Genomic DNA, 15,598 nt, shown 5'->3' on the forward strand with positions numbered 1-15,598 from the left:
TGTTTATGCCACGTACAATCTTAATACTAATACTTACTATTCATCATGTAAGGAATCCACAGGATTTAATCTTGCTGCTTTTATACCTTGAAAACTGATTGTTACAAATGCTATAATTAAAGTGAGCACACCAGCTAAGATAAATACCCACCAACTCATTTGTGTTTTATACGCAAAACTTTCAAGCCACCTATGCATTGCATACCATGAAATAGGCACTGCTATAACAAAAGCTACCCCTATCCATTTTAGAAAATTCTTATTCAACAACGAAAAAACTTGTAAAACAGTAGCTCCATTAACTTTATGTATACTAATTTCTTTTTTGCGTTGCTGCATATAAAAAGTTGACATAGCCAATATGCCCATAAATGAAATTATAAAAGATAGCACCGTAAAATACGAGATAATTTTTCCTGTTCTTTCTTCTTTGATATACCATTGGTTGATGGCATCATCAACAAAGGTCACTTCAAAAGGTGTATTGTCAACTAAAGCCGAATACGCCATTTTTATTTTGTTTATAGTTTCATACGGTTTACTATTGTTTATTTTAACAAACACATTAGATGCATAAGAACCATCTTGTTGTTGATGAATCATTATTGGTCCTATATTTTTTCTAAGATCATTGAAATTGAAATCGTTTACCACTCCCAAAATAGTATAGATTTCATCATGTACTTTTAACGACGTGGGCAAGGAATTAAATCCTAGTACTTTCAATGCTTTCTCGTTTACATAAATACCATCTTTAGTATAAGCCATTTTGGTTGGTCTCATTTTGATGTCAAATACTGAAAAAAAACTAGAATCTACACTAAACTCCTGAAAACTCATTGGTTTTCCATTATAATCAAAGGATTTATTACTGCCCCCATCAATAGGGCTTCCCCATGATAACGTAACACCTTCAACACCCGTGATTTGCTCCAACGTATTTTTGATTGTACCCTTTTTATCAGGACCCATCAAATAAGGTAAATGAATGATATTTTCTTTATTAAACCCTACATTATAATTCCTTAAAAAGCGTGTCTGTTTTATTATTAAAAAACTACAAACCAGTAGTGCAATGGTTATGGTATATTGAAAGGTGATAAAAATATTGTTATAAACTGTTTTGTTCTTTTTTCTGAAAGAACCTTTAACCACATCAATAGGCTTAAAACTGGTAATTCTTAAAGCTGGAAAAACACCTGACACACTGCCAACTACAATAAAAAAAGTTATAAATACCGTAGCATTTAAAAATGAAACTTTACTGTTTAAATTTAGTTCTGTATCTAATAGTGAATTGAACACGGGTTCAGCTAGTTTAACTAAAAACAACGCTAAAACCATTGACAAGGAACAGAGAACTACCGATTCTTTGATTAACTGAAAAAACAAGCTTCTTTTTGAACTTCCTACTAGTTTTTTTATGGCTATTTCTTTTGCTCTAAAAGTAGCTTGGGCTATGGTTAAATTTACATAATTACCAACTGCCAATAGCAAAATAAGGAACACAATTAGAGTTAAAATGACAATCAAGTTTTTGTTGTTGCTTTTTACCCCATTCCCTTGCTTTGTGCTAAAATAAACATCTTTTAATGGTGTAAACACCACACCTTCAGCATAGCCTTCTTTGTATAACCAAAAATCCTTCTTGAATTTTTTTAAAATTTGAGAAGCTTTAGATTGGAGGTTTCCATTGGGGGTTTCTAAAAAATACATATTCATAGAGCAAAATCCATAGTCGGTAAGGAAACCTTTATATCCTGTAATATTAGACATGGCTTTAATATTTATTATCGCATCGGGCAGTTTAAAGGTGGTGTTCTCAGGAAAATCATCCATTATTCCTGAAACCACAAACTCGGTATTATTATTTATTGTTATTTTTTTTCCAATTGCAGAAACTTCTCCAAATAATTTACGTGCGTACGATTGAGATAAAACAATACTGTTTTTTAAGGTTAACGCTTCAGAAGCATTGCCATTTAATAAAGTGTATGAAAAAATAGTAAAAAACGAATCATCTACAGCTAAAAAATTAGCATTGAATTTTTCGCCCAACGGCAATACAATTATTCCATCTTGCTCATAAACTCGGGTATAATCTTCTATTTCAGGATAGGTGTTTTTTAAATCGACTGCAATAGGTCCAGAAAAATCAGTACCATCATTGCTTTCCAAACGATAAATCCTGTCTTTATTCACTTGAAAATCATCAACTGATAATTCATTTTTTATATATACCCCTAATAAAATGATAAAAGCAAGTGAAATGGCAAAACCAATAATAGTAACTGATGTATATAATTTGTTTTTTAACAGATGCCTAAAATATGTTTTAAAGAATATCATTTTGATTTTTTTTATTTATATTCCAAATTATTGACGGTTTTATTAACTAATATAATGATGTTCTAAATCTATTTAGAACCATTCACTTAATTCAAATATTTCTATACATTCTATTACTCGAAATTTAAGAACTGGAAATAATTTCTTTTGTTCCTCTGCTAATTTTTTGGCTTTTTCTTTATATAAAAATTTGTAATAATATTCATTTGTTTTTTTGTTTTTTGTATGATATACTATTTCTGGAATATTATTATCTTCTTGTGATTGCACATAATAATAAGTAAAGCAATGTTTCATGAATTTTTAAATAATGCTTATTCGTCTCGTAAATTTTTAACAGGTTTTGTTATTGCTGCTTTTATAGTGCGCGTTGAAATGGTAAATAGAGAAATAAATACGGCTAACAATCCCGAAACAATAAAATACCAAGCACTCAAATCTATTCGATAGGCATAATTCTGTAACCACGATTTCATTAACCACCATGCTATAGGAGATGCTATTAAAAACGCAACCAGTACTAATATCAAAAAATCCTTGGTCAGTAAATAAGTGACCGAGAATACACTGGCACCAAGTACTTTTCGTATGCCAATTTCTTTTTTTCGTTGAGAAACAATCAACATAGACATGGCAAAAAGTCCTATACAACTTATAACTATTGCAATTATAGATCCGCTCATGGTTAAGGCCGACATTGATTTCTCACGTCGGAAAGTGCGATCTATATTTTCATCTAAAAAGGATCCTAGAAATTCCGCATTAGGCTCTATTTTCTTCCAAGTCTCTGCCACAACATCAAAGGTCTTAGCCATATTATGTGGTGATACTTTTACGTAAGCATATGTAAGATCTATATCTTTACTCATAAAAAAAGTAAGCGGTTTAATAGCTCTATCCAACTCTTGAAAATGATAATCTTTAACCACACCAAAAACGGGGTAATAAACACCATTACGAATTTCTAATTGGGCTAGTAAAGGATCTTTCTCTCCCAATTCTCTAGCCATGGCTTGGTTGATAACAACCCCTAAACTATCGGCTGAACTTTTGAAGTTTCTTCCCTGTACTATGTTAAGTCCTAAGGTTTGAATATATTCATAATCTACCACAAGAAAATTTGTGTTTACAGTACGCCCTTTGTATTCAAAACCTACTACACTGGAGGATAGGCTACCATCTTTTCCTCGTCCTAAATTATTGTCTGCCCCAGAAACGCTTACCACATCTGGATTTCCACGAAGTTCTTGCTTTAAAAGCTTTACAACTGCATAGCTGTTCTTTTTTCCGTTTAAAGGAATAGAAATTATCTGTTCTTTATCATATCCAAGATTTTTATTGCGCATAAATTCTACTTGACTATTAATAACAAGACTTGTTGTAATTAAAAGAATAGCAATCGCAAATTGAATAACTATAAGAACATCCCTAACTCTATTTTTTCCTGTAGTTTCTAACTTCCCTTTTAAAGATTGAATGGCACCCAAACGGGTTAAAAGTATGGCTGGATAGCCACCTGCAAGAACAGTAATGCATAACATAACTCCTAAAAGTCCAATACTGATTAAAGGAGTCTTAAAAACATCAAAGGAGACACTCGTTCTGAATATTGTTTTAAAATCATCCAATAATAAGACACTTAAAATAATACCCACGACTAATGACAATAAAAAAACCAATAAACTTTCAAACCAAAATTGAAAAAAGATTTGCTTTTTATTTGCTCCCAATGTTTTACGCATCCCAATCTCTTTTAAACGCTGGACACTTTTAGCAATACTCATATTAATAAAATTCACGCAAGCAATGAATAAAATAAGCATTGCAATTCCTAGAATTACATAGGGCATCGTTCTGTTAACATCGGCAAAACCCCTTATGAAACTTGTGAAATGCACATCTTTTAATGGTAATAATCTCAAGTCAATAAATTCTCCATTTTCATTGGCAACTGCTCCATCGCGTTTTAAGCTCTCAATAGTTCCTTGATAATGTAGCTTTACAAATGCTTGTGTGCTTTTACTGAATTTAATCGCTGAAATATCATTTTGCAGTTGTACATATACTTGATGGTATTGAGAATCCCAAGTATTTAATGTTTCTGCATACTCTCGATTATTTTCAAAACGAATCGCTATATCAAACTCTATAGAACTATTAACAGGAATATTCTCTATAACCGCAGTCACTGTAAAAGGCTTTTCTTTGCCATCCTGCAGGATTGTGAATGTTTCACCCACAACATTTGTCTCTCCAAATAATTTGTTGGCAGCATCTTTGGTAATAACTACAGATGAAAGATCCAGCAAAACGTTATTTGTATTTCCGTTCTTTGCAAGAAATGTAAACATGGAAAAAAAATCAGGATCTACCCAAATGGCATTCAAACTAATTTCCTTTTCTCCATTAATAACCAAAACACCGTCTTGCAATACACGAGTTATTTTATCAATACCAGGCACTTCAGCTTTTAACGCTGGAGCAAAAGGCGTAGGTTGCGTCGTTCCCGCTTGCTGACCCTTTACTGTTTGCTGTTCTTTATAAACTTCGTAAATACGACTGTTGTTTTTATGAAAATTATCATAGGAGAACTCGAAGAGTACTTCCATTGACAATAGAATAACAACTCCAAAAGCCATAGATAGTCCCACTACGTTTATTATAGAGAATGTTTTGTCTTTTATAAGATTCCTCCAAGCGATTGTTAAATAGTTTTTAAACATAATTTATTCTGTTTTTAAACTTTTCGTTGGATTTGCAGTTGCAGCTTTAATTGCCTGAAAGCTTACTGTCAAAATAGATATTAATATTGCTAAAATAGCTACTGAAATAAAAATCCACCAACTAATTCGAACGTGGTATGTGAAATCTTCCAACCATCCGTTCATAGCAAACCAACCAATGGGCAATGCAATAATTATGGCAATTATTACAAGCCTTAGAAAGTCAATCGATAGGATATACGCTATTTGACCAACATTGGCTCTAAGAACTTTTCGCACACCAACTTCCTTAATCCTTTTTTCGGCATTGAAAGCTGCCAATCCAAAAAGACCCAGACAGGCAATGAAAATGGATAATATAGTAAAGGTTATAAATATCCGACCGAGACGATGTTCAGAATTATACACATTATTAAAAGAATCATCCATAAAATAATAGCTGAATGTTTGTCCGTTCACTATTTTATTCCAAACAGATTCTATCTGTGTAATGGTTTTAGGGAAATTTCCTGATTTTAATTTTACTACGAGATTGTTACTAGTTCTCCTACTTAATCGTAATCCCACAGGGACAATAATATTTCGAAGTGATGAAATATGAAAATCTTTGACTACGCCAATAATTGAATAAGTAATACTATCACTATCATCCTTTATCCTTTTGCCAATTATCGTTTTTGGTGTTAAGCCATATTTTGAAACCGTGGTTTCATTGACAATTATTGCGGTGGAATCCGTACTAAATTTAGAATCAAAATTTCTCCCCTTAACTAATTTTATTTTCAAAGTTGCTAGATAATCATAGTCAACATCCCATTTTTGAATCTGGACACTATGATCCCCTGGAGCATCGCCTTCCAAAGTAAAAGATTGGTCACTTCTATTGGTCGGAGTTGGCAAAAAACTAGTAATAGTTGCATTTTCTACCGTACTTAGTTTCTTTATTTCCTCCTTTAACGATTGTACTTTATTTCCTGCAGCATAAGCATCCTCTATTATTAACACTTGATCCTTTTTATAGCCAAGGTCCTTATTTTCTATGTATTGTAGTTGTTGATAGACTACCAAAGTACTTATCATCAAAAATACTGAAATAGCAAATTGAAATATAACCAGTCCATTTCGCACCTTGCTACCATCTATACCACTTTGTCCGTTTCCTTTTAATACTTTGGCTGGAAGAAATCTAGTCATAAAAAAGGCAGGATAACTTCCAGAAATCAATCCTAAAAACAAGACAGCTGCAACTGACATAATCCAAAAGAACGGATTAGAAAAAGGTATTCCTAATTTCTTACCAGATAATTCATTAAAATAAGGTAAGGCCGCTATTGCAATTACTAGCGCCAATGCCGAAGAAATGAGAACCATGACATTCGACTCTATTAAGAACTGTTTTATTAGATCTCGTTTGTTTGACCCTAAAGTTTTACGGATCCCAACTTCTTTGGCTCTTTTTAAAGATTGTGCCGTACTCAAGTTTATAAAATTGACACTTGCCAATAGTATTAAAAAAAGTCCTATAAATGAAAATATGTAAATAGTCTCAATATCATTATTAGCACTTAATTCAGCAGTTCTATCAGAATATAAGTGAATATCTTTTAACGGTTTAAGACTATATCTAAATTCATTACCATTGTTTTTAAAACTTTCTAAAGTTATGTTTGGTAAAAAGGTTTTTTGAAAATAGGGAAAGGCGTGATTCTTGTAAACATCTTGTAGTTTTGTTTCAAATTGGCCGATATCTGTTTTTGGCGATAGCTTTACAAAAGTGCTGTAATTATTACTACCCCAATTATTACTTTTAGCGTCTTCAAAACTAGACATCGACATCACCATAAAATAATTCCTTAAAAATGAATTTTTGGGAAAATTTTCGATAACTCCAGTAACAGTAAACACTTCATTATTATCTATGATTAGACGTTTACCTAAAGCTGGTTTATTGCCAAAATAAGTAGTTGCTGCCGATTTGGTAATAACCAGAGTATTAGGTTCATTAAGTGCTGTGTTAACATCACCTTCTAACATATTGATACCGAATAAACTAAAAAAACTAGGGTCGGCAAACATATTGCTCTGTGATTTAATATTTTTTTCAGAACCTTCTTTATGAACCAACATACTTCCCCACCCTCTGAGGCGGGTAATCGCCTCCACTTGCGGATAATCATTTATTACTACCGCAGCCATAGGTGGCGGCACTGTTGCTAATGCATTTTTATTTGCTCCATAGCTGATATCAACATTGATGCGATAAATATCATTTACATCCGTAAACATAGTATCATAACTTAACTCATCATAAATATAGAGGGTTATCAAGAGCGCACCAGCCATGCCCACAGCAAGACCAAATGTATTTAAAAAAGTAAAAAATGGTTGTTTTTTAAAATTTCTAATAGCTATTTTCAGGTAGTTTCTAAACATAATATCTTATTTTAAACCTTTCCTTAACTTCTCCAATCCGATTGCTAGCGTGCGAGTTAAATAAATAGAAGATTAGTTTATGTTTTATTATTGCTTTTTCCCTTTGGGGAGATTAATAAGGGGGCTTATATATTTGCCCCAATCGCTCTGTTCTGACTTTCTGTAACAACTTGTCCATCAAATAGATTAACAACTCTGTGTGCATAATGCGAATCTCTATCTGAGTGTGTTACCATAACAATTGTTGTGCCTTCTTGGTTCAGTTCGGTTAAGAGATTCATCACCTCCATACCATTTTTAGAATCTAAATTACCTGTGGGTTCATCAGCCAATATTAATTTAGGGTTGGAAACAACTGCTCTGGCAATGGCTACACGCTGTTGTTGTCCACCCGAAAGTTGATGTGGAAAATGTTTTTCACGATGCGCAATTTTCATGCGTTCCAGTACTTTTTTTACTTTTTCTTTACGTTCAGCCTTTTTCATTTTTAAATAGATTAAAGGCAATTCTACATTTTCAAAAACCGTTAATTCATCTATTAGGTTAAAACTTTGAAACACAAATCCTAAGTTTCCTTTTCTAAGTTGTGTACGTTGACTTTCCTTTAAACCGCTAACTTCGTGTTTTGAAAATTGATAACTCCCCTCTGTTGGATTATCTAACATCCCTATAATGTTTAATAGTGTAGATTTTCCACATCCGGAAGGTCCCATGACAGCTACAAATTCGCTTTCTTTTACTTTTAAATTCACTTTTTGTAGTGCTAATGTTTCAACTTCTTCTGTTTTGAAACTTTTTTTTAGGTCTTTAATTACTATCATTTTTATCTTTTTAATTTTTACTTTAATACAATTCGTTCCGCATCTCCAAAATTATCATAGTTGGAGGTAATGACTTTTTCTCCTGGTTTTAAACCGTCCAGTACTTCGTAATATCTTGAATTCTGTTTTCCAATACTAATGGGTCTTTTTAACGCCTCATCTCCCTGAATTACAAATATCCATTGGCCACCAGTACTTTGAAAGAAACTTCCTTTTGGCAATAATAACGCTTGATTAGATTCTCCAAGCTGTAATTTAATATTATAACTTTGTCCCGTTCTAATGGTTTCTGGTTTATCTTTGGTAAAGACCAAATCGACCTTAAATTTACCATCGCGAACCTCTGGGTACACTTTTCTTAACCGCAGTGGATAGTTGTTTCCATTGCGTTCCAATACAGCCGTTAAATTACGTTTTACTCGGTCTATATAATGCTCGTCAATAGTCGCTTCAATTTTATAATCTGTTAAGACATTAATTTGCCCGATACGTTGCCCTTGTGCTATATTTTGTCCAATTTCAGCATCCAAAAAACCTAATTGCCCATCAGCAGGTGCTTTAACGTTTAAATGATCCAAGCGTTTGTACACCATTGATAAGGTTGTCTTCATACGTTCTAAATCGGTATCTAATCCAGCTAAAGAGGTCTTCCGTAATTCATCATCCTGTTCGGTTTGTAGTTTTATAATTTTGAATTGTTTTTGGGACAGCTCATAATCTTCTTTTGATTTTAAATAATTTTCTTTTGAAATAAGCTCTTCATTATACAATTCTTGGTTTTGCTCAAAATTCCTTTTTTTGCGTTGTAAATCATATTCTGCTGTAGCTAGTGATTTTTTACCTTCAACCTGTCTAGAATCGAACGTTAACTTAGTAGAGCGTAAATCGTTTTGTTTTAAGGCTAAATTACTTTCGCTGGCTAAAATCTGTTCATACAACGCTTGATTTTCTAGTTTAAGAATAACATCTCCTTTTTTAACAGTTGCTCCTTCCTCAATCAATTTTTCTGTTACTCGGCCTCCTTCGTAAGCATCCATATAAATAGTTGCTATAGGTGCTACATAACCGTTTATAGTAATATAATCATCAAACTTTCCATCTATAACCTCGCTTATAGATAGTTTATCTTTCTCTGCTCTAAACGTTGAAACCGAATTGCCAAATAGCAACTTCCATCCAACAAATAAAAGTAATATCCCAAGAGCTATGTAACCATAATGTTTGGGGCGTAATCCTTTTTTCTTTTCTAATTGTATATCCATAAATATTTTAATTGATATTAAATACAGGCAAACCTTTATAAAAATCTATAGTTTTTTTCTGCACTTTTAATTTTAATGTTACTTGTAAGTTATCATTCTGTGCTTTTGCATATAAATTTTTTGATTGGTTTAATTCTAAAAGACTTATCATGCCTCTGTTGTATTTTTTTTGTGCTATTTTAAAAGCAAGCGCTTGAGATGTAACACTTTGTTCTGTTTGCTCATACTCTGCAAGAGTAGATTGATAATTCTGAATTAACTCTTGAATAATTTTATTGAGTTCTTGTTTTTGAAGACTCAAACTATTTTCGGCCTTTAATAGTGCTATTTTTTGTTGTTTAACCTCGGAACGTCTACTCCAGCGTTGACTTATAGGTATTCTTAAAGAAAGCCCAATAAATTGCGAAGCGTTATCGCTAATTTGAGTACGAAAAGGAATTACTTTTCCTGAAGCATCTATATTAGTTTCAAAATAGCCTGTTCCATAACCTGCCGAAAACGATAACGAAGGGTATAACGCACCTCTAGCTATTGAAATCTCCTTTTTTGCAGCATGCACCCTAAATTCTTGTGATTTAATAGTTGGCATAAAACCAAGGGCATTTGTGTATATTGAGTCTGTACTCATTTGCTTTTCGTATGAGGTATCTAGTGCAACCACCTCATCTAATGTGGTAATTTCAATATCCCTTTGCTCATTAAGATTCATTTCCTGTACTAATTTCAATTTTGCAGCTTTTAAATTATTTTTATTCTGAATAAAGGCCAATTTATCACCAGATTCAACAGATTCTGCTTCATAAAGATCGGCACCTGCTTTTAAGCCTAACTCAATTTGCCGTTTAACCAAATTAACATTTGTTGAAGATATTTCTAGTTGTTCAGACGTAATTTGTAATTGTCCTTGATAAAATTTAACATCATAAAATGCTGTCATAACACGAAACGCTAGTAAATACTTTTCTTGTAGGCTTTCTTCTTGAGTCGCTTTGTATAAAAATTTAGTAGATGCAATGGTGTTTAATTTTTGAAAACCCCTGAAAATATCAATATCAGCATTTATGGAATAATTATTTGAAAAGAAGTCAGAACTTACAATTTGGTTATTGTTTGGGTCAACAGAACGCCCATAAGAGATATCATAATTTGAACCAGTAGAAATTGAAGGAAAAAGTTCTCTGTATGATTGTTGATAGCTTTCTTTAGAAGAAGCTGTATTAAATTTCAACTCGTGTATCTTCAAATTATGGTCTAAAGCATAGGTTATACATTTATTTAAAGTCCAAGTATCTTGTGCGTAAGAAACCATACAAAGAAAAAAGAATATGATAATTACAATATTTCTGAATCTATACATACCATTATTTTATGCCAAGGGCATAGCTAAGTACGTGCCAAAAACATAAGTGACTAAATATCAAAGACATAATAGTAGCTACATGAAACTTATAAAATAAGTTGTAAAAATAATTTACAATAAACGTCAAATATTTTTACACTTTCTCATTTGAATTACTTCGAATTAGTACTTTTAATTATTCAAAATAACATATACTTGAAATGAGCGAAGGTATAATCTTAATAATTGATGATAATAAAAGTGTACTAAGTGCCTTAGAAATTTTACTTCAATCGGAATATAAAGAGGTCAAAAGCATTAGTAACCCAAACCAGATTTCATCATTTCAAAATTTAAAAGATATCGATATTGTCTTATTGGACATGAACTTCTCTGCGGGTGTAAATTCAGGAAATGAAGGTCTATTTTGGTTAAAAGAAATCAAAAAAAAGGCCCCAAACACCTTGGTTATCATGATGACCGCCTACGGCGATATAGAATTGGCCGTAAAAGCATTGAAAGAAGGAGCTTCTGACTTTATTTTAAAACCTTGGAACAACGAAAAGCTATTAACAACATTAAAATCGGCATATTCTCTTCAAAAATCAAAAAAAGAAATCGATATCTTAAAGACAAAAGAAACCAACTTAAAACGGATTATAAATAAAGAAGACACTAATTATATTATTGGCACTTCAAAAGCATTAAATGATGTTTTAAAATTAACCAATAAAGTAGCAAAAACAGATGTAAACGTTTTAATAACTGGAGAAAATGGTACAGGTAAAGAATTGATAGCAAGAGAACTTCACAGATTATCTTCCAGAAAAGATGAAGTTTTTATTGCTGTGGACATGGGATCCCTTTCAGAAAATCTTTTTGAAAGCGAACTTTTTGGACATACAAAAGGATCGTTTACCGATGCCAAAGAAGATAGAATAGGGAAGTTTGAAGCTGCTAGTGGAGGCTCCCTGTTTTTAGATGAAATAGGGAATATTTCACTTCAAACGCAATCTAAATTATTATCGGTTATACAAAACAAAACAATTGTTCGGGTGGGTTCCAATAAACAGATCCCTGTTGATATTAGGTTGATATGTGCTACCAATTGTAATTTAGACCAAATGGTTGCCGACGGGCTTTTTAGAGAAGATTTATTATACCGCATTAACACCATTCTTATCGAAGTGCCACCACTACGAAATAGGGATGGTGATATTTTAATTTTAGCCGATTTCTACCTCAATAAATTCATGAATAAGTATGGAAAATTTGGACTCAAAATCAATCAAGCTGCCCAAGAAAAGTTATTGTCTTATTCTTGGCCAGGTAACATAAGAGAGCTACAACATACGCTAGAACGTACTGTGATTTTATCTGATGACAAAATATTAAAACCCACAGACTTTTTGTTGAATCAAAAAAACGATATATCAACAGAATCTTTACCCAACACATTAAATGAAATGGAGCTACTCATGATAAATAATGCTTTAGAACGAAACAAGGGCAATTATAGTGCAGCTGCAGAAGAATTAGGTATTACAAGACAAACCCTGTACAACAAAATAAAAAAAACAGATAAGTAATGGCCAGCAGGAATTTTTATATTCAACTTATTTTTAGAATCCTATTTTTTTGCGCAACTGCATTAGGATTTGCTTTTTTTGTATTAAAAGAAAGTCATGTTTTAAGTGGCTTATTTTTGATACTTATAACTCTTCAGGTTGTTTTGCTTATTCAGTTTATAAACCATACTAATAGAAAAATCGCTTACTTTTTTGAATCTGTTAAAAATGAAGATTTTACTTTGCGCTTTCCGGAACAGGTTCATGTTAAATCATTGAAGGAGTTAAATAGAAGTTTAAACATGCTGAACGAAAAAATTCAGGAAATCCATCTTAAAAATCAGGCTCAGGAAAAATACTATCAAGAAATTTTAAAACAAGCAGATATTGGAATCTTTACTTTGAATAAAAAAGGGCACATCCTTTTTGCCAATTCTAAAATGGAGAAACTGCTTAATTATAAACCACTCAATCACATAAAACAACTGAATCAAATAGACACAAAATTATATAATCTCTTTTCAAATTTAAAACCCTTTGACTGTGAATTAGTACAATTAACTAATGAAAGAGAAAAAAAACAAATCTCTCTTAAATCAACATCCTTGTTACTCAATAATGAAGAAATCTTATTAGTAGTAGCACAAGATATTCATAAAGAATTAGATGAAAAAGAAACTAGTTCCTGGATTAAATTAATTCGTGTATTAACACATGAAATCATGAATACCGTTACGCCCATCACGTCTATTTCAGACTCTATTGTTAAGTACTTTAAAACAGATTCTATCATCATAGAAGCCAATCAAATAGATGAAAATACTATAAAGAACACCGTAAAAGGTCTTGAAGTCATTAAAGAGCAAAGCGGCGATTTAATGGCGTTTGTACAATCGTATAGAAGTTTCCTTAATTTACCTACTCCAGATAAATCTATTGTTTCGGCAAAACGGTTGTTAGATAAAGTTTTGCTTTTAATGAATCCCAATGAAAAAAGTGAAGCGATTTCATTTGAAGTAAACATAAAACCGATTGATTTAGAATTATTTGTTGACGAAAAACAGATTTCACAAGTACTCATTAACGTCATTAAAAATGCATTACAATCATTAAAAGGGAACGACGAAGGCCACATAAAAATTACGGCAGGAATAAATTCGAATAAAAAGAAATTTATAGAAATATCTGATAATGGGTCAGGTATACAGCCTAATATTATTGATGAAATTTTTGTTCCCTTCTTTACTACAAAAGAAAAAGGAACCGGAATTGGTTTAAGCCTATCAAAACAAATTCTTCATTTACATGGTGGCAATTTAAATGTAATTTCTATTCCTTATCAAGAAACTTCTTTTTTATTGCTTTTCTAATTTCATTATCTGCCGACCATGAATACTTGCTAATTCTCCAAGTATAAAATTATTTATTTTCCCTTTGGTTTCATTTGAAATTATAAGTCCTTAATCCAGAATGAAATTCTCATTCTTTATAATTTAAAAAGAAAGAAAATACAGTTATAAATATTTCGACAAAGTCTCTTTTGAAAACATATTATTTCAAAAACATATAGGAGACTAACACTACAGTAACTACTATACAAACTATAAATACCACAACAGCCCAATTGGGATAGATTTTAGCTTGTTCTAATTTATAGTTAAACCGACTTTCAAAGCGTTCAATGGAATCTAAGTAGGATTTCATTTCTTTTTGATGTGAATAAATCATGGTTCTATACTCCGACAAATCCATCTTAATTTTGGTATCTTTTAATTGGTCATTGATTTTCTCTAGGTTTTCGACACTATTTTTAAAATCATTGATTTCATTGACCATTAAGGCCGTTAGTTCTTCCAGTTTTGTCATGATTGTTATGTTTAATTTAATATCCTATGTCCATCCCTTTATCAATGGCTCTTTTAATAATGAACTTGGTGATCTTTAAAGCTACGTTTGGCGTGAGATCTACCACTTTCCCTGCCAGTTTGATACTTGCATTGTTGTCTTTTAAAATACTTTTTCCTTGAATCCTGGACATCTCTTTTCCTATATTGCCCATTGACATGTTGCGATGTACTTCACTCCCTTTAAGATTATGGCCATCGAACTCAAACCGAAAGCCCTGTAATTTGTTTTGTTTGTTGATTGTTGGAATGACCTTGACCCCATTGACTTCCATCGCTTTTACATACGCATCAAAGGATTTCGGCTGGAACTGTTTCATGGTCAGATCATGCCTACGCTTAATCTCCATTCGTATTTCTATTAGATTTAATTCCTTTTCAAATTGGATTTGCTTGACCGTAGTCAATCCCATATGTTCCGCTACTTTCTCAGCTGCCTGTTGACTTCGTTTACCTATAAAGCTATCATTATAGGCCACGCCTTTAAAATCAATGCGGTTGACATATAAATGGATGTGCTTATGCTCTTTGTCCTGATGTACAAAGGCTATGGCCTGACGTTCTCCCAATTTCATTTCATGCATAAACCGTTTGGTGATGGCTTGGAGCTCTTTCTTTTGCAATCGCTTACCATCTTCTATCGTTGGGCTGATCACAAAGGACAAGGTGTTTTTTGTGCAATGATAGTTTTGGTCCTGGAGCATTTTAAATTCTTTGGTGATTTCAACTGGTGAATCTCCATGCAGAAATTCCTTGAATACAATTTCGGCATCCTTTTCCTGGTTCCATCCGTAGGACATCGAAGCCATGGTGTGTGATATGCTTTTCCCTTTACCGATCATTGTTGAAATTTTTTAAGATGTGTTTTGATCTCGTCCGCTAAATCATAGACTGTTTGCATGAGCTTGGGGTTTCGTTTTTTGAACATGTTGCCAATGGACTTGAAATTGTTATGGTATTTGATGAGCATTTTATAAAGCTCCATATGTTCTTCACTAAAACGTTCCGTGATTTCCATATCAAATAGGCTACGTCGTATATATTCGCTTAAGGTCAATCCGCTTCGTTTGGCCTTCACGTTCAGAAGCTTCTTTTCATAGATGGAACATCGAAACTTAACCAGATCTCCCTTCCCCTTAAACACTTTTTTTTCTTTGCGACCTTCGGGAGCAAACGAGAATGTGTCCACAGACACACAT

At 32.5% G+C, this 15,598-nt stretch carries 12 protein-coding genes; 2 read left to right on the plus strand and 10 right to left on the minus strand.

Annotated features, from left to right (window positions below; translation table 11 throughout):
• Positions 1–36 precede the first annotated feature (36 nt).
• The 7 genes from G5V56_RS18740 to G5V56_RS18770 all read right to left on the minus strand — a co-directional run bounded on the left by G5V56_RS18740 (position 37) and on the right by G5V56_RS18770 (position 10,945).
• On the minus strand, positions 37–2,349 hold the full coding sequence (locus tag G5V56_RS18740; RefSeq protein ID WP_166968056.1) for an ABC transporter permease: 2,313 nt from the start codon (positions 2,347–2,349) through the stop codon (positions 37–39).
• A 72-nt stretch (positions 2,350–2,421) separates the two neighbouring features.
• Positions 2,422–2,646, minus strand: a complete 225-nt coding sequence (locus tag G5V56_RS18745; protein WP_166968058.1) for a hypothetical protein — start codon at positions 2,644–2,646, stop codon at positions 2,422–2,424.
• 17 nt (positions 2,647–2,663) lie between these two features.
• Positions 2,664–5,072, minus strand: coding sequence for an ABC transporter permease (locus G5V56_RS18750; RefSeq protein ID WP_166968060.1), 2,409 nt, complete (start codon positions 5,070–5,072; stop codon positions 2,664–2,666).
• A gap of 3 nt (positions 5,073–5,075) precedes the next feature.
• Complete coding sequence (locus G5V56_RS18755; RefSeq protein ID WP_166968062.1) at positions 5,076–7,505, minus strand: ABC transporter permease; 2,430 nt, start codon at positions 7,503–7,505, stop codon at positions 5,076–5,078.
• A 125-nt stretch (positions 7,506–7,630) separates the two neighbouring features.
• Positions 7,631–8,326, minus strand: a complete 696-nt coding sequence (locus G5V56_RS18760; RefSeq protein ID WP_166968064.1) for an ABC transporter ATP-binding protein — start codon at positions 8,324–8,326, stop codon at positions 7,631–7,633.
• A gap of 17 nt (positions 8,327–8,343) precedes the next feature.
• Positions 8,344–9,588: an efflux RND transporter periplasmic adaptor subunit gene (locus G5V56_RS18765; protein ID WP_166968066.1), complete on the minus strand. Its 1,245-nt coding sequence runs from the start codon at positions 9,586–9,588 to the stop codon at positions 8,344–8,346.
• A 7-nt stretch (positions 9,589–9,595) separates the two neighbouring features.
• On the minus strand, positions 9,596–10,945 hold the full coding sequence (locus G5V56_RS18770; protein WP_166968068.1) for a TolC family protein: 1,350 nt from the start codon (positions 10,943–10,945) through the stop codon (positions 9,596–9,598).
• Positions 10,946–11,148: 203 nt separating this feature from the next.
• On the opposite strand from G5V56_RS18770, the gene G5V56_RS18775 reads away from it, so the two are divergent.
• Complete coding sequence (locus G5V56_RS18775; RefSeq protein ID WP_166968069.1) at positions 11,149–12,516, plus strand: sigma-54-dependent transcriptional regulator; 1,368 nt, start codon at positions 11,149–11,151, stop codon at positions 12,514–12,516.
• Positions 12,517–12,632: 116 nt separating this feature from the next.
• Positions 12,633–13,865: a sensor histidine kinase gene (locus tag G5V56_RS18780; RefSeq protein WP_240911489.1), complete on the plus strand. Its 1,233-nt coding sequence runs from the start codon at positions 12,633–12,635 to the stop codon at positions 13,863–13,865.
• 181 nt (positions 13,866–14,046) lie between these two features.
• Here the strand turns inward: G5V56_RS18780 and G5V56_RS18785 are convergent, their stop codons facing one another.
• From G5V56_RS18785 to mbpA, 3 genes are all read right to left on the minus strand, one after another.
• Complete coding sequence (locus G5V56_RS18785; protein WP_166968073.1) at positions 14,047–14,361, minus strand: DUF6730 family protein; 315 nt, start codon at positions 14,359–14,361, stop codon at positions 14,047–14,049.
• Between the two features lie 16 nt (positions 14,362–14,377).
• The gene (locus G5V56_RS18790) at positions 14,378–15,241 is read right to left on the minus strand and encodes a relaxase/mobilization nuclease domain-containing protein (protein ID WP_166968075.1); all 864 of its coding nucleotides are present in this window, start codon (positions 15,239–15,241) and stop codon (positions 14,378–14,380) included.
• Positions 15,238–15,598: mobilization protein MbpA (gene mbpA, locus G5V56_RS19000; protein WP_240911461.1), on the minus strand; the 361-nt coding region annotated here is incomplete at its 5' end. The genes G5V56_RS18790 and mbpA, both read right to left, overlap by 4 nt.

The sequence above is a fragment of the Yeosuana marina genome (assembly GCF_011762485.1).
Taxonomy (GTDB): Bacteria; Bacteroidota; Bacteroidia; order Flavobacteriales; family Flavobacteriaceae; genus Yeosuana; species Yeosuana marina.

Bases quoted from the DNA above. Each gene is read 5' to 3' on its own strand.
- G5V56_RS18740 (WP_166968056.1), bottom strand. From the start codon at position 2,349: ATGATATTCTTTAAAACATATTTTAGGCATCTGTTAAAAAACAAATTA.
- G5V56_RS18745 (WP_166968058.1), bottom strand. From the start codon at position 2,646: ATGAAACATTGCTTTACTTATTATTATGTGCAATCACAAGAAGATAAT.
- G5V56_RS18750 (WP_166968060.1), bottom strand. From the start codon at position 5,072: ATGTTTAAAAACTATTTAACAATCGCTTGGAGGAATCTTATAAAAGAC.
- G5V56_RS18755 (WP_166968062.1), bottom strand. From the start codon at position 7,505: ATGTTTAGAAACTACCTGAAAATAGCTATTAGAAATTTTAAAAAACAA.
- G5V56_RS18760 (WP_166968064.1), bottom strand. From the start codon at position 8,326: ATGATAGTAATTAAAGACCTAAAAAAAAGTTTCAAAACAGAAGAAGTT.
- G5V56_RS18765 (WP_166968066.1), bottom strand. From the start codon at position 9,588: ATGGATATACAATTAGAAAAGAAAAAAGGATTACGCCCCAAACATTAT.
- G5V56_RS18770 (WP_166968068.1), bottom strand. From the start codon at position 10,945: ATGTATAGATTCAGAAATATTGTAATTATCATATTCTTTTTTCTTTGT.
- G5V56_RS18775 (WP_166968069.1), top strand. From the start codon at position 11,149: ATGAGCGAAGGTATAATCTTAATAATTGATGATAATAAAAGTGTACTA.
- G5V56_RS18785 (WP_166968073.1), bottom strand. From the start codon at position 14,361: ATGACAAAACTGGAAGAACTAACGGCCTTAATGGTCAATGAAATCAAT.
- G5V56_RS18790 (WP_166968075.1), bottom strand. From the start codon at position 15,241: ATGATCGGTAAAGGGAAAAGCATATCACACACCATGGCTTCGATGTCC.